Origin of the sequence: Aurantiacibacter gilvus (assembly GCF_038289935.1) — a bacterium.
GTDB classification, from domain to species: Bacteria; Pseudomonadota; Alphaproteobacteria; order Sphingomonadales; family Sphingomonadaceae; genus Alteraurantiacibacter; species Alteraurantiacibacter gilvus.
Map to the genome: position 1 here is coordinate 451164 of NZ_JBBYHV010000001.1, position 20797 is coordinate 471960.

Below are 20797 nucleotides of genomic sequence, written 5' to 3' on the forward strand. Positions count from 1 at the left end.
TTAATCCCCCTCGGACGAAATTTGCGGAAGGCCACCGGCACCGGTGGGCTCCTGGTTACGATAAGTGTCGATCGCACGGTTGGAGGTCATCACGACCGTCTCGCCCGTGCCTTCGGCTCCCTCGAGCAGGTGCTCGGGGTTGGCGACCATGGCAGCCAGGTTGCCGTTCACTGCGCAGCCGAAGCCGTCGGAAGTGAAGTTGCCCTGCTCGAAACCGTAGTCTTCCGACCAGTTCGGGCAGTTCGGCACATGCGCCATCGAGCGCGTCACTACCACGCGGACATTGCCGGCATCGACATAGCCCTGGGTGATCGGTGTGCCTTCGGTCAGCAGCACGCCGTAGCGTCCGGCAACCGCAGCCACATCCTCGCGCACGGCGGGATTGGCGACCGGGCTGTCGATGGCGACGCGGTCGCCATAGCCAAGATCCAGCGTTTCGAACCAGTCAGCCAGGCGGCTTTGTTCAACCCCGTCGAGGCCGTTCGCACCGGTGCGCAGGTCGAGCACGTAGTTGCTGCGTTCCACGACCGGCTGGTTGACGCTGTTCAGCGAGTAGTTGTTGCCTTCAGCCATGCCGCCGCAAGCGGCGAGACCAAGGCTGAGCGAGATCGCCAGGGCAGAGCCCGCAGCACGTTTGATGCGATTGGTCATGACGATCACTCTCCGTTTGCAATGCTGAAGCCGGGCGTCGCCGCCGCGGTCTGCTGGTTGGCACCAGCCGGGCGTTCGCCGCCTGCCAGCGCAGTGCCGTTCTGGTCGATAAGGCTGACTTCAGGATTGGCCGGCGCTTCGTTGACAGCGCGCGGCATCGGGCGGCTTTCGCCGTCACGACCCGCAGTTTCGCGGCCGAGCAGGAACTGCTCGATAGCGCGCGGGCTGTTGTAACCGTCAGTCGGCAGGTGGATGTCGCGATCGTTGACCGGCTGCACCAGGTACGGCGTCACCACGATCACCAGCTCGGTTTCGCCACGCTGGAAAGCGTTGGAGCGGAACAGGTTACCGATGATCGGAATGTCACCCACGCCCGGAGCCTGGTTGATCGTGGACTGCGCATTGTTCGACAGCAGGCCGGCGATCATGAAGCTCTGGCCGGAGCCGAGTTCGATCGAGGTTTCCGCGCGGCGCACGGTCAGGGCGGGGATGGTGAAACCGTTGATGTTCACCGCGCCCTGGCTGGAAAGTTCGGAAACTTCCGGACGCACGCGGATGGAAATCCGGCCATTGGCCAGCACCGTGGGGGTGTAGGCCAGCGAAACGCCGAACTTCTTGTATTCGATGGTGGTGGTGCCAAGACCCTGCGACAGCGGGATCGGGAATTCGCCACCGGCGAGGAACTCTGCGGTTTCACCCGACAGCGCCGTCAGGTTCGGCTGCGACAGCGTGGTCACCAGACCGCGTGTCTCACCCAGGTCGAGCGCGGCACCGATATCGAGGCCGAACAGCGAACCGACGGCACCCAGTGTCGTGCCCGGTGAAATCGAGGTAATCGCGGTGCCCTGTCCGTCAATGAATTGCGGGTTGGCACCAGAGACGGGCTGCAGCGGATTGAAGTTCGGGTTGGGGATCTGAACGGCCACATCGCCGGCGTTGACGCCGGTCGCCGTGCCGGGCGCGAAGAATTCCGCGCCACGGCCCTGGCCGACACCGAACTGGAAGCCGCCCGTGCCGTCGATCGTCTGCAGGTTCGCTCCGATGTTGCGGACCAGCGAGCGGCTGACTTCGGCGAAGCGTACGCGCAGGTTGACCTGCAGCGGCGTTGCCATGCGCAGACGCGAAATCACGTTGGCTTCACCGCCGACGAAGGCCTGCACGAGACGCTCGGCTTCGGCGGCATCTTCCGGGGCCGCCACGGTGCCGGTGAGCAGCACGGTGTTGGAACCCATGGTAGCGACGCGGATGTCGGCTTCCGGCATGGCCAGGTCGAGCATCTGGTCGATGGAGTCGATGTTCGAACCCACACGGACGTTGGCAGACCAGATGATGTCGCCGGCAGCATTGCTGGCGTAGATCGTGGTCTCGCCACCCGACAGGCCGAAGACGAACAGCTGGCGCTGGGACTTCACCTGGACGTCGGCGACCGTGTCGTTCGACACGAAGATGTCAGCCATGGTGCCGGGGACGGTGATCAGTTCACCGCGACCGATCGACAGGACGATGTCGTTCGCAGGGCTGACGGTAGTCTGGGCGTTGGCCGTGCCGACCGGAACGGCGGCCAGCGGTGCCAGGGCGCAGGCAGCACCAAGCACGGTCTTGAAAAGGCGGCTAGTCATCATCTTGCCTTTCGTTTTCGCGTTTGCAGGCGAAGTGGATTGCGTGTTGAGAATGCTCATGGTGATCACCGCAGCGTCGACATGCCGATGGCACCGACGCGGCCAGCATCGCCCACACCCTGGGAGGTGCGGTCGAGCAGGGCACCGGCACCGGTGGTGACCGGGGTCACCGTGGTGCTCTGGCCACGGGTCACGCGAACCGTGGGTCCCGAAGGCGTGGCGTTGGCCGATACACCCGGCGCCATGGCCATAGCCGGCTGGCCATTGCCGCCGCCGCTGCGGTCACCGCCCTGCGGGGGCAGCGTACGACGCTGGAAGCGCGATACGTCACCGCCGGTCTGGTAGGTGCTGGCACCAGCACCCGGACGCGACATGGCCGTGCGCAGCAGACGCTCTTCCTCTTCGGGCGAGGCATCGTCAGGCAGGCTCACTTCGCCAGCGGCAATAGCGCGTTCCAGTTCGGCCTGATTGTCAGCGATCGAGCGCAGCGAGAGGCTGAGCGTACCGATGGTCTGAGCCACAGCAATCTGTTCAGCAATGCGCGGCGTCACTTCCATCGTCACCGTACGGAAGGCGCGGACAACAGTGCGGCCATCTTCGGTGGTGGTGGTTTCGGTCGACTGGTCAGTCGCCAGCACGCGCAGGTTGGTAAGGATCGTCTCCGAGGTGCGCAGGGTAGCGCCTTCATCGCCGGTCACCGACTGGGTCAGCACCATGTCGACGCGGTCACCCGGGAAGACGAAGCCGGCCACACCGGTACGCGCGGACACCGGAACGGTGACGGCACGCATGCCCGGACCAAGCGCCGCAGCAAGGAAGCCACGGTCACCAGGGGCAACGAGCGAACCCTGGGTCACCGGTTCCCCGGCAGTAACCTGGTGGCGAACCACCGTGCCGAGCAGCGCTTCCATGTCGGCCTCGCCGTCGATGAAGTAGGCGTCCTGTACCAGTTCCTGCGGCCACAGCTGGTAAGCCACGGCATCAGCAGTAATGATAGTGCCGACGGGCAGGCTGCGCTTGGCAACCAATACCTTCGGGCCGGTCGGTTCAGCGACAGCAGCCGCTTCGGCTTCGGGTGCAGCTGCACCGGCGAACATGCTCCGCGCAGCGAAGGCGGTACCGATCGCGATGATCAGCGCCCCTACCAGCAGAATAAGTTTCTTCTTGTCCATGGTGCGTCAAGCCCCCTCAGATGGTCCTTGCGTTAAGGTTTCCGCCAGATACGGCGGCAGTGGTTAAAATCAGGTTCACTGCACGGCTCCGGCCATGGCGGAGGCGGGCATGTAGAAGCTGCCGAGTACCCACAGGGCAGCCGCGGAGATCGCGACACCATAGGGAATTCCGATCTTGTTCTTTTGGCGGCGCATGACGTTCCAGCCGCCGAGGACCAGGGTGAGGACGCCGCCGAGCAGCGCCATCATCACGATGAGTTTCAGGAACAGTGCCGGCGCGATCCACAGCGCGAGGGCAGTCAACAGTTTCACGTCGCCGCCGCCCATCGCCTTGATGGCAAACAGCACGGAAAGGATGGCAAAGGTAATCACCGCAACGCCGAGCTGGGCGACAATGCTGGTCGGTTCGAACCAGCCGTCGGTTGGTAGGAACGGGATCTTGGCAGCCCACCAGTAGAGCGGTGCACCCAGCGCGATGGCGAGGTTCAGCCAGTTGGCGATGCGACGGCTCTTGAGGTCAGTAAAGGCCGCAATGAGCAGTGCGATTGCCAATGCGGCAAGCAAGCCATATTTGATCGGATCGTCTAGCATGAAGCCCCCGGTAAGTCCCTTGAGGCTCGTGCTAGCGCGCATGGCTTACTAAAAAGTAACCACAGGCAGGAGGATGGAATTAGCCACGCTGATCACGCTTTGGAGCCGGGATTCGATCGCCGGGTCATTCCGGAGGGGGCTACAGAGACGCTGTGGACCGCTGCTGACGGGCAGGAGATACGCCGGATCGACTGGCCTGCGCCCGCTGCCGGAACGCCGGTGCGCGGTTCGATCCTGTTCATGGCGGGGCGCGGTGACGCCTACGAGAAATACCTCGAGACCTTCGAATACTGGCGCCAGCGCGGCTGGCAGGTGAGCGCGGCTGACTGGCGCGGGCAGGGCGGTTCGGGCCGTCTCGGCAATGACGACAGCACCGGCCACATCGACGATTTCGGCTTGTGGATCGAAGACCTCGGCCAGCTCTGGAAGGAATGGGCTGCCGGTCGCGGGGGGCCGCTGGTGCTGGTAGGCCATTCGATGGGCGGGCACCTTGTCCTGCGCGCCGAGATCGACCAGGCACTGGACCCCAAGCCCGATGCCATGGTGCTGTCCGCGCCCATGCTCGACACCTTTCCCGAATCCCTGCCGCTGCCGGTCAAGCGCGGCTTTGCCTGGTTGATGACCGCTATCGGCGATCCCAAGCGTCCGGCATGGAAGATCAGCGAGAAGCCCGGCTCCAGGCCGGAAATGCGCCAGCTGCTGCTGACGCATGACGACGATCGCTATGAGGACGAACGCTGGTGGCGCGAACACCGGCCCGAGCTGAAGCTTGGCCCGGGCAGCTGGGGCTGGGTGAAGGGGGCGGCGGAAAGCTCGATGGCGATATTCCACCCGGGCGCGCTGGAAGGGGTGGACCTGCCGGTATTCATTGTTGCCACCGATGCGGACAAGCTGGTCAGTCCCTCGGCCATCCGTAGCGCCCTCGCAAGATTACCGAAGGTAGAATCCCTTATCTTCGGCAAGGAGGCGAGGCACGAAATTCTTCGCGAAGAGGACAAGATCAGGAACCGCGCGCTTGAAGCGATCGACCAGTTCCTCGACAGACACCTGTCGTAATGACCGAATCGTTCGATATTGCCGTAATCGGCGCCGGCATGGCCGGGGCCTCCATCGCCGCGGAGCTGGCGCCTTACGCGCGCGTGGTGATCTGCGAGGCAGAAGACTTTCCCGGCTACCACACCACCGGCCGTTCGGCGGCGTTTCGCGAAGAGTGCTACGGCGGCCCCGACGTGGTGCCGTTGACGCTGGCCTCCGGTGATTACCTGCAGGACAACGGATTCCTGACGCCGCGCGACGGGCTATATCTCGCGCAAGCCGGACAGGAGGATAAGGTGCAAGCCTTCCTCGACACCTTTCGTGACGCCGGGGTCACCATCGAGCGGCTGGACCGGGCTGCGCTCGAAGCCCGGTTGCCGGGGGTCCGTGCAGGGTGGGACCATGCGATCAGCCAGCCCAATTGCGCCGATATCGATGTCGCCGGCCTGCACCAGCACTACCTTGGCCTGGCAAAAGCGGGCGGTGTGGACCTGCGGGTGCGGCATCACTTGCAGGCGCTTGAGCGCGAAGGCGATAGCTGGCTGCTCGACTTCGGTGCTGCCGGAGAGTTGCGGGCGAGCGTGCTGGTCAATGCGGCCGGGGCGTGGGCAGATCATGTTGCCGCGCTTGGCGGGGCAGGGCCACTGGGTATCCAGCCGCTGCGCCGCACCGTCGTGCAACTGCGGGTCTCGCCGCCGTTCCCGGCTGACCTGCCGCTGACGCTGGATATCGCAGGTGGCTTCTACTTCCGTCCCGAGAACGGTCGCCTGTGGCTGAGCCCGCATGACGAGACGCCAAGCGAAGCCTGCGATGTCGCGCCGGAAGAATATGACGTCGCCCTGGCAATTGATCGCTTCGAAAAGGTGGTCGATTGGGAGATCGAGGCGGTCGAACGAAAGTGGGCGGGCCTGCGCAGTTTCTCGCCCGACCGGCTGCCGGTTTATGGCTACGACCCGGCCAGGGACGGTTTCTTCTGGTTCGCGGGGCAGGGTGGCTACGGCATCCAGACTGCACCCGCCGCAGCGCGCTTCGCGGCACAACAGCTGCTCGGCCAACCGCGCGATGCCATGACCGAACGGCTTGAAGCAGGGCTCTATTCGCCAACACGCTTCAGCTAGATCAAGCGCTGGCCAAGCCGTTCATCTTTGTTATTGTAGCCAGCATCCAAGCAAAGGAGACCAGCTGAATGGCACACCATTTCCAGATCTATAAGGACAAGGCCGGCGAATTCCGCGTGCGCTTCAAGTACAATGACGAGATCATGTTCTCGACCGAGGGCTATTCGTCGAAGGCCAGCGCCAAGAATGCCATCGAGTCGATCCAGAAGAACGGCCCGGGTGCCGAGGTCGTCGACGACAGCTAGTTATTGCGTACGCGCGCGGTCGGCGGCCTCGCTGGCGAGGCAGTCGACCCGCTCGTTCTCCGGGTGACCGTTGTGGCCTTTCACCCATTCCCAGGAGATCTGGTGCGGCAGCGCCGCCTCGATCAGGTCATGCCATAGCTCTTCATTGCGAACGGGCTTCTTGTCGGCAGTCTTCCAGCCACGCTTCTTCCAGCCATGGATCCACTTGGTCATGCCGTCGACGACGTAGCGGCTGTCCGTATGCAGCACGATCTCGCACGGCTCGGTCAGGACCTTGAGCGCGCGGATCACCGCGGTCATTTCCATCCGGTTGTTGGTGGTATCGGGGTCTGACCCCGACATTTCCTTTTCGTGCTTGCCCATGCGCAGCAGCGCGCCCCAGCCGCCGGGGCCGGGATTGCCCTTGCAGGCACCGTCGGTGAAGATTTCGATCTTCTTCATGATCCGAAAACCTGCGCTCCATTCTCGCGATAAAAATCCAGGCGGCGGACGAAGTCCATCGGGTCCTTGCGCGTTACCAATGCATCCGCCGGCGTATCGATCCAGTCCTGTGCGCGGCTGGAGACGAACCGCAGGGCTGCACCCTGTGCCAGCAACGACAGGGATTCACGCTCTGCGGGCAGGAGTTGCCGAACCGATTCATAGCCTTGCAGCAGCGCCTGTCCCACTTCGGGCCTGTAAGTGCGGCCATGATCGGCAAAACTCCATGCCGCATGGGTCACGGCCAGGTCGTAGGCCATGGCGTCGTTGCAGGCGAAGTAGAAGTCGATCAGCGCGCTGACCTTGTCGCCCAGCATCAAGACGTTGTCGGGAAACAGGTCGGAGTGGATCACCGATTGCGGCAGATCGGTGGGCCAGCGGCTGGCAATGTCCCCGGCCACGGCGATCACGGCAGGCAGGGCGGGGTCGATCTGCGCCAGCGCATCAGCGCCGCATTCCGCCAGCACGGCTGCCGAAACGTCCGGCCCAAGGTCGTTGGCGCGCTGGCCGGAAAAATCCTGAGCCAGCGCGTGCATCTGTGCCAGCACCTTGCCGACGGAGCGCGCCTGCGCGGCTGTTGGCTCGTCGACCGAAACACCGGGCAGGAACTCGATCAGGGCAACCGCCTTGCCCATGATCGTGCGCGAAGCCGCGCCGCTGCGATCGTGGATCGTGCGCGGCACCGGCGCGCCGTGTTCGGACAGGTGATCCAGCAGGCCAAGGAAGAAGGGCAGTTCGGCAATGTCGATCCGCCGTTCGTACATGGTGAGGATAAAGCGCGTTCCGCCTTCGGTCCCGCCCGTGGTCTCTACCAGCCAGTTGGAGTTGGACACGCCTTCGGCGATGCCTTTTGCGGATACAACTTCGCCCACGTCGTAGTGCGCGATGAGGTCCGCCAGCGCCTCTGAAGACAGGTGTGTGTAGACCGCCAAGACGCTTGCCTCAGTCCATCAATTGGCGAGGCAGCTTGAACACCATCTTTTCCTCGGCCGTGCGGATCTTGCTTTCCTCGACCTCGCGCCATTCGCCCAGCTTGGTGACGACTTCGCGCACCAGCACTTCGGGCGCGCTGGCTCCGGCGGTGACGCCCACGGTGCCCACGCCGTCGAGCCATGTGGGATCGATCTCGCTGGCGCGCTGGATCAGCCTTGCGGTGGTGCCCATGCGTTCCGCCACTTCGACCAGCCGCAGCGAGTTGGAAGAATTGGGCGCGCCGATGACCAGCACCAGGTCACAGCTCGGCGCCATGGCCTTCACCGCTTCCTGCCGGTTGGACGTTGCATAGCAGATGTCCTCCGCCTTGGGCGCGACGATGTGCGGGTAGCGTGCTTGCAGCGCCACCACGATCTCTGCCGTGTCGTCGACCGAAAGCGTGGTCTGGGTGAGGAAGGACAACTTGTCTTCATGCGTGAAGGGCAGGGTGGCGACATCTTCGACCGTTTCCACCAGCGTCATCTGCCCCTCGGGCACTTGCCCCATGGTGCCGATCACTTCGGGATGGCCGGCATGGCCGATAAAGATGATGTGCTTGCCCTTTTCGATCAGCCGTTCGGCCTGCCGGTGCACCTTGGACACCAGCGGGCAGGTGGCATCCACATAGATCATCTCCCGCCGCTTGGCCTCGGCGGGCACCGATTTGGGCACACCGTGGGCGCTGAACACCACCGGCATGTCGTCGGGCACTTCCTCGAGTTCCTCGACAAAGATTGCGCCCTTTTCCTTCAGGCTGTCGACGACGAAGCGGTTGTGCACGATCTCGTGGCGCACATAGACTGGCGCACCGAACTTCTCGATCGCCTTCTCGACGATCTCGATGGCGCGGTCGACACCCGCACAAAAACCGCGCGGGGCGGCGATCAGGACCATCAGCGGCTTGCGCTCGCCGGATTTTTTATCTTGCTGAAAGGGGGCGTTCATGGGCGTCTCTCTAGCTGTTGTGGCCGCCTCGCGAAAGGGCTAGGGCCTCGCAAACGCATTTGACGGTTTACTTGTGCAAGGAATGGGAATGAACGCTCGGATCGCAATGGTTGCTGCATTGGCAGGCCTGGTAGCCCTTGGTGGCTGTCGCAGCGAAGGCGATATCGTGGTGGATACGGGCGTGGGTATCACCGCGCTGCGTTCGGTTTGTCCGGCAGTTGGCGTTCCCGATTACACCGGCGACATCACCCTGTTCTCGCCCGAAGATGCCCGCACGGCCGATGCTATCGACGTGACCGCGGCGATCACCAACGTTCGCAGCCAGTGCAACGAAACAGGCGAGCAGGTCTATTCCAGCGCCACTTTCGACGTGGTCGCAACGCGCATGGACACTTCCACGGCGCGCACGGTTTCGCTGCCTTACTACTCCACCGTCCTGCGTGGCGGCACTTCGGTGGTGGCCAAGCGGATCGGTACGGTGGAACTCAATTTCGCTGCGGGCCAATCGCGCGCGCAGGGCAGCGGCACTGCCGGCGCCTATGTCGATCGTGCCGAAGCCACGCTTCCGGCGGATATCCGCGAGCGGATTACCCGACGACGCCGTGCGGGTGACCAGTCTGCCGCCATCGACCCGCTGACGGAGCCCGATGTGCGCGCAGCCCTCGCTCGCGCCACTTTCGAGCTGATGATCGGCTTCCAGCTGACCGAAGACCAGCTCGCCTACAACGCGACCCGTTAAGTCGAACCTTGAAAAATTGTCGCGTCCCCGCCAACGCGGGGGCCTGTTACAGGGAGGCTTCCGCCTGAGCGGGGGCTTACGAATGCTATGACCGATACGCTGTATTCCGCCTATGCGGAGAAGATCGACGCCGTGCTGGCAGCGCTGGAAGCCGAGGCCGTGCTGCCCGCCGGCACCAATCGCGCCAATGTCAGCGTGGAGCCGCCGCGCGACCCATCGCACGGAGACCTTGCCACCAACGCCGCCATGGTGCTGGCCAAGCCCGCCGCCACCAATCCGCGCGCGCTGGCCGAGAAGATCGTCGAACACCTGCAGCGCGATCCCGCCATTACTTCTGCCGAGATCGCCGGCCCCGGTTTCATCAATCTGCGGCTCGCCCCGCAAAGCTGGACGGACGAGATCGCCGCCATCGCCGAACTGGGCGATGACTACGGCAAGTCCGACATGGGTGCGGACACGCGGGTGAACGTCGAATATGTCTCTGCCAACCCCACCGGCCCCATGCACATGGGCCATTGCCGTGGCGCGGTGGTCGGTGATGCGCTGGCCAGCCTGCTGGAGCACGCCGGGCACGAGGTGATCCGCGAATACTACGTCAACGACGCCGGCGGTCAGGTGGACACGCTCGCCCGCTCGACGCACCTTCGCTACCGCGAGGCGTTGGGCGAAGACATCGGAGATATTCCGGAGGGCTTCTACCCCGGCGAATACCTGGTCCCGGTCGGCCAGGCCGCTGCCGAAGAGTTCGGCGACCGCTTCCAGGCAGCACCCGAAGAGGAATGGCTGCCGCTGTTCCGCGCCTTTGCGGTCGAGCGGATGATGGAAATCATCAAGTCCGACCTTGCCATGCTGGGTATCAGGCACGACGTGTTCTCGTCCGAAGCTGCGCTGCAGGCTGCGAAGAAGCCCGAAGCCGCCGAAATGTGGATGCGCGAGCACGACCTCGTCTACGATGGCGTGCTGGAACAGCCGAAGGGCAAGACGCTGGAAGACTGGGAACCGGTCGAACTGCCGCTGTTCCGCAGCACCAGGTTTGGTGACGACCAGGATCGCCCGATCAAGAAGAGCGACGGCAAGTGGACCTATTTCGGGGCTGACCTCGCTTATCACATGCAGAAGGCAGAGAACGCCGATGCGCTGATCGACATCTGGGGTGCGGACCACGCCGGCACGGTGAAGCGCATCAAGGCTGCCGTGGCCGCCATGTCCGAAGGGCAGGGCAAGCCGATCCCCTTCGACGTGAAGCTGGTACAGATGGTGCAGCTGCTGCGCGACGGCGAACCAGCCAAGATGTCCAAGCGCAGCGGAAATTTCGTCACCATCGCCGACATGGTGGACGAAGTGGGCAAGGACGTGGTGCGCTTCACCATGCTCACCCGCAAGCCCGAGGCACAGATGGATTTCGACTTCGCCAAGGTGGTGGAAGCCTCGAAGGACAACCCGGTGTTCTACGTCCAGTACGCCCATGCGCGGATCTGTTCGATCCTGCGCAAGGCAGCGGACGAGGGCATTGCGCCCTCGGGCGAGCAGCTAGACCTGCTGGGCGAAGACGAGCTGACGCTGGTGAAGCAGGCCGCGCAGTTCCCGCGCGAGGTGGAAGCGGCGGCGCGTGCGCGCGAACCACACCGGATCGCCTTCTACCTCTACGACCTCGCGGCGGCTTTCCATGCCTATTGGAATCTCGGCAACGACGATTCGAAAATGCGCATCATCGTGGCACAGGACCCGGCCCTCTCTGCCGCGAGGCTTTTCCTCGCTGTGCAAATCGGGCAGGTTATCCGTAATGGGCTCGGCATATTGGGTGTCGAGGCGGTTGAGGAGCTCTAGGTCATGATCTTTCCGGCAGGGGACCCGGACGACGAGGATATCGTCGACGAAACCTATGAGGCCGAGGAAGAACTCGCTCTGCAGGGCGAAGACGACAGCCTGCCGTGGCTTGAGGACGACGAGTATTACGAGGATGAAGGCGGTTTCGACGGCCGGATTATCTGGTTTGCCCTGATCGGCCTGCTGGTAATCGCCGGCATTCTGCTGGCTGCGTGGTGGTTCACCAAGGACGCGCCCGATGACGAGCTTGCTGCCGACGGTTCCACCATCGAGGCACCCGAAGGGGCCTACAAGCAGCTTCCCGAGGACCCCGGTGGCCGTCAGGTCGAAGGGACCGGCGACACCGCCTACCAGGTCGCCGAGGGGGAATCGCAGCGCGGTATGCTGGCCGACGATACGCAAGTGCCCCGGCCAAGCATCGACATAAACCAGGGTGAAGGCGAAGACGGGGCAGGCAGCGAAAGCCCCGATGCGGTCTATGTCCAGATCGGAGCCTTCACCAGCCGTTCCGATGCCAGTGAGGCATGGGTCAGCGCCAGCAACCGCTACAGCGGGCTGTCGGGGATGCGTCACCGCATCGTCGAGGCCGAAGTGAACGGGGCGACCGTCTACCGTTTGCAGGTCATTGCCGCCAACCGCGAAGCCGGGGACGCCGCCTGTCGCTCCATCCGCAATGCGGGCGGGGATTGCTACATCCGCTAAGGCCTGAGCTAAGTCGGGCGTTTTCCCCGATGGGCAGGTGAAGCGCACTTGCACCTCGGTAAGCTTTGGGGCCTATTCCAAGGCGATGACGCCCGCGATTTTCAGCCTTTCCGGCCCGGTCCTGACGCCGGACGAGCGCGCCTTCTTCAAGGAGGCGCAGCCGGCGGGCTACATCTTGTTCGGGCGCAATGTCGAAAACCGCGCCCAGCTTCGCGCGCTGACCGATTCGCTGCGCGAATTGCACGGGCGCGACGACCTGCTCATCTCCATCGACCAGGAAGGCGGGCGGGTGGCGCGGATGAAGCCGCCTGAATGGGACAAGTATCCCGCGCCTGGCGTCTTCGCACAGCTTTACGACGTCGCTCCAGCCAGCGCCATCCAGGCCATCCGCGCCAATTCCCAGCTGCTGGCCGCTGACCTTGCCGAAGTCGGCATCACGGTCGACTATCACCCGGTGCTCGATATCCCGGTGGAGGGCGCGCACGACGTGATCGGAGACCGCGCCCTGGGCCGCGAACCGATGCAGGTAGCCGCCCTTGGCCGCGCCACTCTGGACGGGCTGGCGCGCGGCGGTGTTGTCGGCTGCATCAAGCACATGCCGGGCCACGGCCGGGCCACGGTGGACAGCCACAAGGACCTGCCCACGGTCACCGCCAGCGACGCGGAGCTGGAGCGCGATATCGCGCCCTTCGCCAAGCTCAACGACGCGCCCATCGCCATGACGGCGCATATCCGTTTCACTGCCTGGGATGCCGACAATCCGGCCACCCAGTCGGAGAAGGTGATTTCCCAGATCATTCGCAAGCGGATCGGCTTCGACGGCCTGCTGCTGTCCGACGATATCGACATGGAAGCGCTGGAGGGCACAATTCCGGAAAGGTCGCAGCGCGCCATTGCCGCCGGGTGCGATCTTGTGCTGAATTGCTGGGGCAAGATGGATGACATGGTCGAAACTGCCCGGTGTTTGCCCGCGATTTCCGATGCCAGCCGGCAGCGGCTGGATCGCGCCATGGCCTCTGCCGGCAAAGTGAGCGACGACACGCCCCGTGCCGACTTGCTGGCCGCGCGCGATACCCTGCTCAAGCAGATGGAAGTGCGGGCATGACCGACGACGGCAACCGCCTCGACCATCCCGATACGCCCGACCTGCTGGAAGGCGGGACGGTGGACGGAAACGCCACGCTCTCGCGCGAGGGTGAAGATGAGTGGCGCGGTATCGCCGCACCCGGCACGGCCGACGAGAACGCGCTCTACCTTGAACTGGACACGTGGGAAGGTCCGCTGGACCTGCTGCTGGACCTCGCGCGGCGGCAGAAGGTCGATCTCAAGTCGATCTCGATCCTCTCGCTGGTCGACCAGTACATTGCCTATATCGAGCGCGCCGAGGCGCTGAAGCTGGAAGTCGCTGCCGACTATCTCGTCATGGCAGCCTGGCTGGCCTACCTGAAAAGCGGCCTGCTGCTACCCAAGGACGAGCAGGAAGATCCTTCGCCCGAAGAACTGGCGCTGAAACTGCAACTGCGGCTGCAGCGGCTGGGCGCCATGCGCGAGGCTGGTGCTCGCCTGATGGGGCGGAACCGGCTGGGCCGTGACGTCTTCGCCCGCGGCGCGCCCGAAGGCTTGAAGATTCTCAAGAAGAATCACTGGCAGTGCGACTGGTTCAGCCTTGTCCATGCCTATGGGCAGGTGAAGTTGCGCACCGAACCCGTGGTGCACATGGTCGCCAACCGACCGGTGATGACCCTGGAAAGCGCGATCGACCGCGTGTCGGCCATGCTCGGCGTATCGCTCGACTGGATGGAACTGCGCACCTTCCTGCCCGGTGACGCCGAACCGCGCCTCAAGCGTTCGGCGCTGGCTTCCAGCTTTGTCGCCGCGCTGGAACTGGCGCGGATGGGCAAGGCGGAAATCCGCCAGGAAGAGATTTTCGGGCCGCTGCACCTGCGCCGGATGAAGGCCGATGCCTGAGGCCGAGAGCCCTGACGAACTGGTCCGCGCGGTAGAGGCTTGCCTGTTTGCCGCCGAAGAGCCGATGACGCGCGAGCAGATTTCGGCGCACCTCGGCGACGCCGACGTGAAGGACGCGCTGGAGGCGCTGGTCGAACATTACGCCAACCGCGGCATCCAGCTGGTCGAGCGCGGCAAGCGCTGGCAGTTCCAGACCGCGCCGGACCTTGCCCACTTGCTCCGCCGCGAGAAGGACCAGCTGCGCCGCCTCAGCCGCGCCGCGACCGAAGTGCTGGCAATCGTGGCCTATCACGAACCGGTCAGCCGCGCCGAGATCGAGGCCATTCGCGGGGTGCAGACCAGCAGCGGCACGCTCGACGTGCTGATGGAAGCGGGCTGGGTGCGCATCTCCGGCCGCAGAGAGGTGCCGGGGCGTCCGGTGATCTATGCAACGACCCCCGAATTCCTGACGCATTTCGGCCTCGAAAGCCGCAAGGACCTGCCCGGTCTCGCCGAGCTCAAGGCGGCTGGATTGCTCGATCCGGTAGAGGACGCCTACGAAGACCTGATGGCTGAAAAGGCGGACGAAACCGAAGAGGCCGAGGACGAATCCGGCGAAACCGACGAGGTGGAGGAAGAGGAAATCGACTCCGTCGATCTCGATTGGGAGGCCGAAGCGCTGGAAAGTCCGGAGGAAAGCGCCTAAGTTAGGCTTCGAAGCGTAATTCGAGGAATTTCACATGCAGCCGGGTATTTGGCAGATCCTGATCGTCGCCGTCGTTGTTCTCATCCTGTTCGGACGTGGACGCATCTCGGAAATGATGGGCGATTTCGGCAAGGGAATCAGCAGCTTCAAGAAGGGTATGAGCGAGGAACGCAATTCCTCGGACAGCAGCCCGCAGATCCAGGCTCCGGCACCGACCGAAACGCCTTCTGCTACTGCGGACACCGCGGAAACCGCCAACACTGGCGACAAGTCCGCATCCTGATCCACTTCTGCGAGCGCCGCTGACCCATGTTCGATATCGGCGCAACCGAACTGTTGCTGATCGCCGTGGTGGCCATTCTGGTCATCGGGCCGAAGGACATGCCGCTCGCCCTGCGTACGGCAGGTCGCTGGATCGGCAAGGTCCGCAAGGTCTCCAGCCATTTCCGCTCCGGTCTCGACGCCATGGTGCGCGAGGCAGAACTGGAGGACATGGAGAAGAAGTGGAAGGCGCAGAACGAGAAGATCATGCGCGAACACCCCGATGGCGGTCCGTCAGAGATGGAGCCGACCGGGGCCTATCCGCCCGAAAAGCAGGCTGAGCTGATCAAGCTGACCAAGGAGCGCGACAAGGCGCGCGCCGAACTGGACGAAGCCAATCGCGTGGCGGAAGCTGCCGCGAAGAAGAGCGCGGCCGCAGGCAATGCCTCTGCCGAAGTGGAGGCAGAGCCAGCCGCCGAAGGCGAAGCTGCCGCCGAGAAGGCCGCCGATCCAAGCAAGCCGGCGAGCGAGGGGTAGGTCATGGCGCTCAAGCTGAAAGACCTCGACGACACGCAGGCGCCGCTGCTCGATCACTTGATCGAACTGCGCGGGCGGCTGGTGAAGGCCGTGCTGGCGCTGCTGGCGGCCTTTGCCGTGTGCCTCTATTTCGCGGACCGCATTTTCGGCTTTCTCGTTCGCCCGCTGACCAACGCCTTCCCTGAAGGCCAGGGCCAGCTGATCTACACGCGGCTGTACGAAGCCTTCTTCGTCGAAGTGAAGGTGGCGCTGTTTGCGGCTTTCTTCGTCGCCTTTCCTATCATCGCCAACCAGCTGTGGGCCTTCATTGCGCCGGGTCTCTACGCGCGGGAGAAGCGGGCCTTCCTGCCGTTCCTGATCGCGACACCGGTCCTGTTCTTCCTTGGCGGATCGCTGGCCTACTATGTCGTGATGCCACTGGCCTTCACCTGGTTCCTCGGGTTCCAGGGCGACGCGGGCGGGCTGGAAGCTCAGGCCTTGCCTGCCATGGGCGAGTACCTCGACCTGGTGATGCGCTTCATCCTCGCCTTCGGGATCAGCTTCCTGATGCCGATCCTGCTGATGCTGCTGAACGGGGCGGGGCTGGTGACCCGCCAGCAGCTGGCGACGGCGCGCAAATATATCGTCGTGCTGGTGTTTGCCCTGGCCGCGATCATCACCCCGCCGGACGTCATATCGCAGTTATTGCTCGCAGGCCCCCTGTTGCTGCTGTTCGAAGGTTCACTGGTGCTGATGCGGATAACCGAACGCCGCCGCGCCAAGGAGCAGGCGGCTGCCGAGGCCGAGGATGCAGAGGACGCCCCGGAAAAGGCCGAAAGCTAAGAGCAAAGATTGGCAATGCCCGCGCAAGTGGCCGAGTGCCAACACCTGCGCGGATTGCACATATGAAAACGGGGCCACGCGGGCCCCGTTTTGCATTCAATCTGTAGAAACAGCCTTACGGGCTTGCGGGCAGATCGTCGTCGCTATCGCCGAAAGCGATAACAACACCGGCAATGATCAGGCCAGCGGCCAGAGCGCCGAGCAGGATACCCGGGCCGTTATCATCATCGCTACCCAAACCTTCGGCCTGGTCGATGGCAGCCGCTGCAGCGCGCTGGGCGACTTCGCTTTGCGCCAGCACCGGAGTCGCAACCAGTGCGACAGTCGCAGCAACAGTCGTGAAAAGCTTCTTAGTCATGAATTCGGTACCCTCGTATTCTTCACGTCGCTTATGCCCATAAACCAAGCGCATGGCAATGGCGAGCCACTAATCTATAAGATTTCCGCTTGGTTTGAATGATGTCTAGCGATTTTGCAATTCGAAATCGTAAACGCGTTGTCCGGCAATCCACGTCTCCAGGATCCGGATGTTCCGTAACTCGCTGGGGTTTGCCAGCAGCGGATCGCGGCTCAGCATGACGAAATCGGCGCGCTCGCCGGGGGTGAGGCTGCCAAAGCGACCTTCGGCAAAACCGGCATAGGCTGCACCCGCCGTGTAGGCTGCAAGTGCCTGTTCACGCGTGATAACCTCTTCCGGATGCCAGCCGCCATCAGGCTCTCCGTCAGCGTTGGTACGACTGATCGCGACAGCGAGGCCAGCCAACGGGTCGATCGGTTCGACCGGCGCATCGGTGCCGAAAGCCAGCAATCCCCCGGCCTCGAGCACCGAGCGCCAAGCATAGGCGCCGCCCAGCCGGTCCGGCCCCAGCCGCGCTTCGGCCATGAACATGTCGCTGGTCTGGTGGACCGGCTGCATCGAGGCGATGATGCCGTTCTGGCCGAATCGCGGCAGGTCTGCCGGATCGACGATCTGCGCGTGTTCGATGCGCCAGCGGCGGTCGCCTTGGTAGTCGCGCGAGAGCTCCTCGATCGCGCCCAGCGCTTCGGCATTGGCGGCATCGCCGATGGCATGGATGGCGACCTGGAAATTGTCGAGCGCGGCGCGGCTCATCAGGTTGCGCAGCTGGGTGCCGGACAGCTGCGGCAAGCCGCGGTTGCCGTGATCGTCCGAATAGTCGGCGTTGAGCAATGCCCCACGCGAACCGAGCGCGCCGTCGAGGTAGAGCTTCACGCCGTTAAGCCGCAGCCGGTCGTCATAGAGCCACTGGGTCGGTCCCGGGCCGCCGATCAGCAGCATGGAATCGACAGAGTCGGCATAGGAGATGACGCGCAACTGCAGGCGGCCGGCATCGCCCGCGCGGCGGAAAGTCATCCAGTCCTCGACGCTGGTGCCCATGTCGGCGACGGCGGTGACGCCGTGGCTCAGCAGCAGCTGCTGGGCATTGTGCAGGGCAAGGTCGCGATCTTCCGGCAGGGGTGGCGGGACGGCGGCGCTGATTATCGGCACGGCCGCATCGACCAGCACGCCTTCGGGCGCGCGCGAACCGGCAATGCGCTCGATCCGTCCGCCGACAGGGTCGGGCGTGGCAGCAGTGACATTGCCCGCGCGCAGGGCCATCGAATTGGCCCAGCCGGCATGGCCGTCGACGCGTTCCAGCCAGACCGGGCGATCGCCAACGACCGCATCGAGTTCGGCGGCCGTCGGGAAGCGGCCAAGGCCCCAGCGCTCCTGGTTCCAGCCGCGCCCGATGATCCACGGACGGTCGGGATAGGCAGCGGCATAGGCGGCGATGCGGCCGAGTGCCTCATCGAGGGAGTTGGTCATCGACAGGTCAAGCACCAGGGTGCCGAGGCCGATGCCCATCAGGTGGGCGTGGGCGTCGATGAAACCGGGCACGACCACGCGGCCTTCGCCGTCGATGCGGTATTCGATCTCGCGGGTCGGGCGATCACCGAAGTCGAGCAGCTCGGAAATGCGGCCATCCTCGTCGATCACCATGCCGGTGAAGCGGTCGATGGAGCCGTCACGGCCCACCGAGATGCCGTCGATATTGTCGATATGGGTATCAGCCAGGGCGGGGACGGGCACGGACAGCATGGCCGCGATGGCAAGCAGGCGAGCGACCATCATCATGCCTCCGGCAAGTGACGGATCAGGGCGCTGGTGTCCTGCCGCGCGCCGCCTTGCGCCTGGACCTGGGCATAGAACTGGTCGACCAGCGCAGTGATGGGTAATGACAGACCTGCCTGCTTCGCTTCGCCGAGAGCGATGGCGAGGTCCTTGCGCATCCAGTCTATGGCAAAGCCGAAATCGAACTGGCCTTGCACCATGGTCTCCCAGCGGTTTTCCATCTGCCAGCTTTGCGCTGCGCCGCCGCTGATGGCTTCCAGCACCTTGTCGGTATCGACGCCGGTCGCCTGCGCCAGCCGCACGCCTTCGGAAAGGCCGGCCAGCACGCCCGCGATGCACACCTGGTTGACCGCCTTGCAGGCCTGCCCCGCGCCAGCCTCGCCCACGTGGACGATCCGGGCGGCGAAGGCTTCCATCACTGGTGTAGCAGTGGCCATGGCAGCATCCGTGCCGCCGCACATGATGGCGAGCTTGCCGTTCTCGGCGCCGGCCTGACCGCCCGAAACGGGGGCATCGACGCACAGCAGGCCGCGCGCTTCTGCCGTCTCGGCCAACTGCTTGGCGAGGGCGGGGGAGACGGTGGTGTGATCGATGAACAGCGCGCCTTCACGCATGGCTGCCAGCGCACCGGCATCGCCCAGCATGACACTGGCGACGTCATGGTCATTGCCGAGACAGGCCAGCACCACGTCGCAACCGGCGACAGCTTCGGCAGGCGTGGCGGCAATGGCGACGTCCAGCCCTTCGGCTGACAGCCTTGCTGCCCATGCGTCCGCGCGGCTGGCGGTGCGGTTGTATCCGGTGACCTGGTGCCCGGCGCGGGCGAGGTGTCCGGCCATTGGCGCGCCCATCACGCCAAGGCCCAAAAAGGCGACTTTGCTCATGGGCGCCGCACTGCCTTACCTCGCCCCTCAAGGCAATCTTTGTGCGGGCAAAGTCCGCCAGCTATTTGCACGCGCGCGCCATTGCTCTAGGCGCATCCCCGTAATGACCGAGACAACCACAGAGCAACAGGCCAGCCTCACCCTGCAAGACGTGCGCGACGCTGCCGAGCGGATCGCGGGTGCCGTCGTGCGCACGCCCACCATGCATTCGATCACGCTTTCGGCGATTACGGGCGCGGAAATCTGGCTGAAGTTCGAGAACCTGCAATTCACGGCAGCCTACAAGGAGCGCGGCGCGCTCAATGCGCTGTTGCAACTGACCGATGAACAGCGCGAGCGCGGCGTGATTGCGGCTTCGGCGGGCAACCACTCGCAGGGCCTCAGCTATCACGGCACGCGTCTTGGCGTTCCCGTCACCATCGTCATGCCGCGGACCACGCCGACGGTGAAGGTAATGCAGACCGAGGCCGTGGGCGGCAAGGTCGTGCTGGAAGGCGAGACTTTCGACGAGGCCTATGCCCATGCGCGCAAGCTGGAGAAGGAACTGGGGCTGACCTTCGTCCACCCCTTCGACGATCCGCATGTCGCCGCAGGGCAGGGCACCGTGGCCCTCGAACTGTTCGAGGACGCGCCCGATCTCGATTGCATCGTCGTGCCGATCGGCGGCGGCGGCCTGATTTCGGGCATGGCGACCGTGGCCAAGGCGCAAGAACCGCCGGTAACCGTGATCGGCGCCGAAGCGCGGCTCTACCCGTCGAGCTACAATGCCTGGCACGAAACCGACATGCCTTGCGGCGGCGACACGCTGGCCGAGGGTATCGCGGTGAAGGAGCCGGGCAAGTTCACCCAGGGCATCATCGAAGAGCTGGTTGACGACATCCTGCTCGTCGACGAACCGCATCTGGAAGAGGCGGTCTCGCTGCTGCTGCAGATCGAGAAGACCGTGGTCGAAGGGGCAGGCGCCGCGGGCCTTGCCGCCGTGATGGCGCACCGCGACCGGTTTGCCGGAAAGAAGGTCGGCCTGGTGCTATGCGGCGGAAACATCGACACCCGCCTGCTCGCCAACGTGCTGCTGCGCGACCTCGCGCGCTCAGGTCGCCTCGCACGGCTGCAGATCACCCTGCAGGATCGCCCCGGCGCCCTGTTCAAGGTGATGCGCGAGTTCGATCGGCATAGTGTCAATATCCTCGAAATCTACCACCAGCGCATTTTCACCAACCTGCCGGCCAAGGGCCTTGTTACCGACATCGAGTGCGAAGCGCGTGATCGCGGGCAGCTGGAGGCGCTGGTGCGGTCGTTGACCGACAAGGGATACACCGTCAGCCAGGTGGAATTGAACTGACCCGATACGGGGCGTTAACCGAGCCCCGTCGGCAATTTGTGGAAAATAATGGTCTGGCGGGCCTGTTTTAT

The 20797-nt window shown here is 64.3% G+C and carries 23 protein-coding genes; 13 read left to right on the plus strand and 10 right to left on the minus strand.

What is annotated here, in order from left to right; all coding sequences use genetic code 11:
* From AAEO60_RS02155 to AAEO60_RS02170, 4 genes are all read right to left on the minus strand, one after another.
* Positions 1-651 (minus strand): CpaD family pilus assembly protein, encoded by a 651-nt coding sequence (locus AAEO60_RS02155; protein ID WP_341672004.1) that lies wholly within the window; start codon positions 649-651, stop codon positions 1-3.
* A 5-nt stretch (positions 652-656) separates the two neighbouring features.
* Positions 657-2270 (minus strand): type II and III secretion system protein family protein, encoded by a 1614-nt coding sequence (locus AAEO60_RS02160; RefSeq protein ID WP_341672005.1) that lies wholly within the window; start codon positions 2268-2270, stop codon positions 657-659.
* A 65-nt stretch (positions 2271-2335) separates the two neighbouring features.
* Positions 2336-3442, minus strand: a complete 1107-nt coding sequence (gene cpaB / locus AAEO60_RS02165; RefSeq protein ID WP_341672006.1) for a Flp pilus assembly protein CpaB — start codon at positions 3440-3442, stop codon at positions 2336-2338.
* A 75-nt stretch (positions 3443-3517) separates the two neighbouring features.
* Positions 3518-4075, minus strand: a complete 558-nt coding sequence (locus AAEO60_RS02170; protein WP_423970067.1) for an A24 family peptidase — start codon at positions 4073-4075, stop codon at positions 3518-3520.
* A 57-nt stretch (positions 4076-4132) separates the two neighbouring features.
* Between AAEO60_RS02170 and AAEO60_RS02175 the strand changes: the two genes are divergently transcribed.
* From AAEO60_RS02175 to AAEO60_RS02185, 3 genes are all read left to right on the plus strand, one after another.
* Positions 4133-5089 carry an alpha/beta fold hydrolase gene (locus AAEO60_RS02175; protein ID WP_341672007.1) on the plus strand — a complete coding sequence of 319 codons (957 nt, stop codon included), beginning with the start codon at positions 4133-4135 and terminating at the stop codon, positions 5087-5089.
* Positions 5089-6186 (plus strand): NAD(P)/FAD-dependent oxidoreductase, encoded by a 1098-nt coding sequence (locus AAEO60_RS02180; RefSeq protein WP_341672008.1) that lies wholly within the window; start codon positions 5089-5091, stop codon positions 6184-6186. The genes AAEO60_RS02175 and AAEO60_RS02180 overlap by 1 nt, the downstream gene beginning before the upstream one ends.
* Positions 6187-6254: 68 nt before the next feature.
* Positions 6255-6431 carry a YegP family protein gene (locus AAEO60_RS02185; protein WP_341672009.1) on the plus strand — a complete coding sequence of 59 codons (177 nt, stop codon included), beginning with the start codon at positions 6255-6257 and terminating at the stop codon, positions 6429-6431.
* Here the strand turns inward: AAEO60_RS02185 and rnhA are convergent, their stop codons facing one another.
* The 3 genes from rnhA to ispH are packed head-to-tail and all read right to left on the minus strand — an operon-like array spanning position 6432 to position 8828.
* Entirely contained in the window at positions 6432-6872 is a 441-nt protein-coding gene (rnhA, locus tag AAEO60_RS02190) for a ribonuclease HI (RefSeq protein WP_341672010.1), read from the minus strand.
* Positions 6869-7843 (minus strand): homoserine kinase, encoded by a 975-nt coding sequence (thrB, locus tag AAEO60_RS02195; protein WP_341672011.1) that lies wholly within the window; start codon positions 7841-7843, stop codon positions 6869-6871. Before thrB ends, rnhA begins: the two co-directional genes overlap by 4 nt.
* A gap of 10 nt (positions 7844-7853) precedes the next feature.
* Complete coding sequence (gene ispH, locus AAEO60_RS02200) at positions 7854-8828, minus strand: 4-hydroxy-3-methylbut-2-enyl diphosphate reductase (RefSeq protein WP_341672012.1); 975 nt, start codon at positions 8826-8828, stop codon at positions 7854-7856.
* 88 nt (positions 8829-8916) lie between these two features.
* On the opposite strand from ispH, the gene AAEO60_RS02205 reads away from it, so the two are divergent.
* The 9 genes from AAEO60_RS02205 to tatC all read left to right on the plus strand — a co-directional run bounded on the left by AAEO60_RS02205 (position 8917) and on the right by tatC (position 16369).
* The gene (locus AAEO60_RS02205; RefSeq protein ID WP_341672013.1) at positions 8917-9567 is read left to right on the plus strand and encodes a hypothetical protein; all 651 of its coding nucleotides are present in this window, start codon (positions 8917-8919) and stop codon (positions 9565-9567) included.
* Positions 9568-9654: 87 nt separating this feature from the next.
* A complete protein-coding gene (argS, locus tag AAEO60_RS02210) occupies positions 9655-11394 on the plus strand; it encodes an arginine--tRNA ligase (RefSeq protein ID WP_341672014.1) in 1740 nt (579 codons plus the stop codon).
* 3 nt (positions 11395-11397) lie between these two features.
* A complete protein-coding gene (locus AAEO60_RS02215; RefSeq protein WP_341672015.1) occupies positions 11398-12096 on the plus strand; it encodes an SPOR domain-containing protein in 699 nt (232 codons plus the stop codon).
* 85 nt (positions 12097-12181) lie between these two features.
* Positions 12182-13201 (plus strand): beta-N-acetylhexosaminidase, encoded by a 1020-nt coding sequence (nagZ, locus tag AAEO60_RS02220; protein WP_341672016.1) that lies wholly within the window; start codon positions 12182-12184, stop codon positions 13199-13201.
* On the plus strand, positions 13198-14064 hold the full coding sequence (locus AAEO60_RS02225; protein WP_341672017.1) for a segregation and condensation protein A: 867 nt from the start codon (positions 13198-13200) through the stop codon (positions 14062-14064). Before nagZ ends, AAEO60_RS02225 begins: the two co-directional genes overlap by 4 nt.
* Entirely contained in the window at positions 14057-14749 is a 693-nt protein-coding gene (gene scpB, locus AAEO60_RS02230) for an SMC-Scp complex subunit ScpB (protein ID WP_341672018.1), read from the plus strand. Before AAEO60_RS02225 ends, scpB begins: the two co-directional genes overlap by 8 nt.
* Positions 14750-14783: 34 nt before the next feature.
* Positions 14784-15032 carry a twin-arginine translocase TatA/TatE family subunit gene (gene tatA / locus AAEO60_RS02235; protein WP_341672019.1) on the plus strand — a complete coding sequence of 83 codons (249 nt, stop codon included), beginning with the start codon at positions 14784-14786 and terminating at the stop codon, positions 15030-15032.
* Between the two features lie 26 nt (positions 15033-15058).
* Positions 15059-15547, plus strand: coding sequence for a Sec-independent protein translocase protein TatB (gene tatB, locus AAEO60_RS02240; RefSeq protein WP_341672020.1), 489 nt, complete (start codon positions 15059-15061; stop codon positions 15545-15547).
* Between the two features lie 3 nt (positions 15548-15550).
* On the plus strand, positions 15551-16369 hold the full coding sequence (gene tatC / locus AAEO60_RS02245) for a twin-arginine translocase subunit TatC (RefSeq protein ID WP_341672021.1): 819 nt from the start codon (positions 15551-15553) through the stop codon (positions 16367-16369).
* A 115-nt stretch (positions 16370-16484) separates the two neighbouring features.
* Here the strand turns inward: tatC and AAEO60_RS02250 are convergent, their stop codons facing one another.
* The 3 genes from AAEO60_RS02250 to AAEO60_RS02260 form a co-directional block, all read right to left on the minus strand.
* On the minus strand, positions 16485-16727 hold the full coding sequence (locus tag AAEO60_RS02250) for a hypothetical protein (RefSeq protein ID WP_341672022.1): 243 nt from the start codon (positions 16725-16727) through the stop codon (positions 16485-16487).
* A gap of 105 nt (positions 16728-16832) precedes the next feature.
* Positions 16833-18497, minus strand: coding sequence for an amidohydrolase (locus tag AAEO60_RS02255; protein WP_341673531.1), 1665 nt, complete (start codon positions 18495-18497; stop codon positions 16833-16835).
* A gap of 2 nt (positions 18498-18499) precedes the next feature.
* On the minus strand, positions 18500-19384 hold the full coding sequence (locus AAEO60_RS02260; RefSeq protein ID WP_341672023.1) for an NAD(P)-dependent oxidoreductase: 885 nt from the start codon (positions 19382-19384) through the stop codon (positions 18500-18502).
* 103 nt (positions 19385-19487) lie between these two features.
* Between AAEO60_RS02260 and AAEO60_RS02265 the strand changes: the two genes are divergently transcribed.
* Positions 19488-20726, plus strand: coding sequence for a threonine ammonia-lyase (locus AAEO60_RS02265; RefSeq protein ID WP_341672024.1), 1239 nt, complete (start codon positions 19488-19490; stop codon positions 20724-20726).
* The last annotated feature ends 71 nt before the right edge of the window (positions 20727-20797 follow it).

Bases quoted from the DNA above. Each gene is read 5' to 3' on its own strand.
- AAEO60_RS02155 (WP_341672004.1), bottom strand. From the start codon at position 651: ATGACCAATCGCATCAAACGTGCTGCGGGCTCTGCCCTGGCGATCTCG.
- AAEO60_RS02160 (WP_341672005.1), bottom strand. From the start codon at position 2,270: ATGACTAGCCGCCTTTTCAAGACCGTGCTTGGTGCTGCCTGCGCCCTG.
- cpaB (WP_341672006.1), bottom strand. From the start codon at position 3,442: ATGGACAAGAAGAAACTTATTCTGCTGGTAGGGGCGCTGATCATCGCG.
- AAEO60_RS02170 (WP_423970067.1), bottom strand. From the start codon at position 4,075: ATGCGCGCTAGCACGAGCCTCAAGGGACTTACCGGGGGCTTCATGCTA.
- AAEO60_RS02180 (WP_341672008.1), top strand. From the start codon at position 5,089: ATGACCGAATCGTTCGATATTGCCGTAATCGGCGCCGGCATGGCCGGG.
- AAEO60_RS02185 (WP_341672009.1), top strand. From the start codon at position 6,255: ATGGCACACCATTTCCAGATCTATAAGGACAAGGCCGGCGAATTCCGC.
- rnhA (WP_341672010.1), bottom strand. From the start codon at position 6,872: ATGAAGAAGATCGAAATCTTCACCGACGGTGCCTGCAAGGGCAATCCC.
- ispH (WP_341672012.1), bottom strand. From the start codon at position 8,828: ATGAACGCCCCCTTTCAGCAAGATAAAAAATCCGGCGAGCGCAAGCCG.
- AAEO60_RS02205 (WP_341672013.1), top strand. From the start codon at position 8,917: ATGAACGCTCGGATCGCAATGGTTGCTGCATTGGCAGGCCTGGTAGCC.
- argS (WP_341672014.1), top strand. From the start codon at position 9,655: ATGACCGATACGCTGTATTCCGCCTATGCGGAGAAGATCGACGCCGTG.
- AAEO60_RS02215 (WP_341672015.1), top strand. From the start codon at position 11,398: ATGATCTTTCCGGCAGGGGACCCGGACGACGAGGATATCGTCGACGAA.
- nagZ (WP_341672016.1), top strand. From the start codon at position 12,182: ATGACGCCCGCGATTTTCAGCCTTTCCGGCCCGGTCCTGACGCCGGAC.
- AAEO60_RS02225 (WP_341672017.1), top strand. From the start codon at position 13,198: ATGACCGACGACGGCAACCGCCTCGACCATCCCGATACGCCCGACCTG.
- scpB (WP_341672018.1), top strand. From the start codon at position 14,057: ATGCCTGAGGCCGAGAGCCCTGACGAACTGGTCCGCGCGGTAGAGGCT.
- tatA (WP_341672019.1), top strand. From the start codon at position 14,784: ATGCAGCCGGGTATTTGGCAGATCCTGATCGTCGCCGTCGTTGTTCTC.
- tatB (WP_341672020.1), top strand. From the start codon at position 15,059: ATGTTCGATATCGGCGCAACCGAACTGTTGCTGATCGCCGTGGTGGCC.
- tatC (WP_341672021.1), top strand. From the start codon at position 15,551: ATGGCGCTCAAGCTGAAAGACCTCGACGACACGCAGGCGCCGCTGCTC.
- AAEO60_RS02250 (WP_341672022.1), bottom strand. From the start codon at position 16,727: ATGACTAAGAAGCTTTTCACGACTGTTGCTGCGACTGTCGCACTGGTT.
- AAEO60_RS02255 (WP_341673531.1), bottom strand. From the start codon at position 18,497: ATGGTCGCTCGCCTGCTTGCCATCGCGGCCATGCTGTCCGTGCCCGTC.
- AAEO60_RS02260 (WP_341672023.1), bottom strand. From the start codon at position 19,384: ATGAGCAAAGTCGCCTTTTTGGGCCTTGGCGTGATGGGCGCGCCAATG.
- AAEO60_RS02265 (WP_341672024.1), top strand. From the start codon at position 19,488: ATGACCGAGACAACCACAGAGCAACAGGCCAGCCTCACCCTGCAAGAC.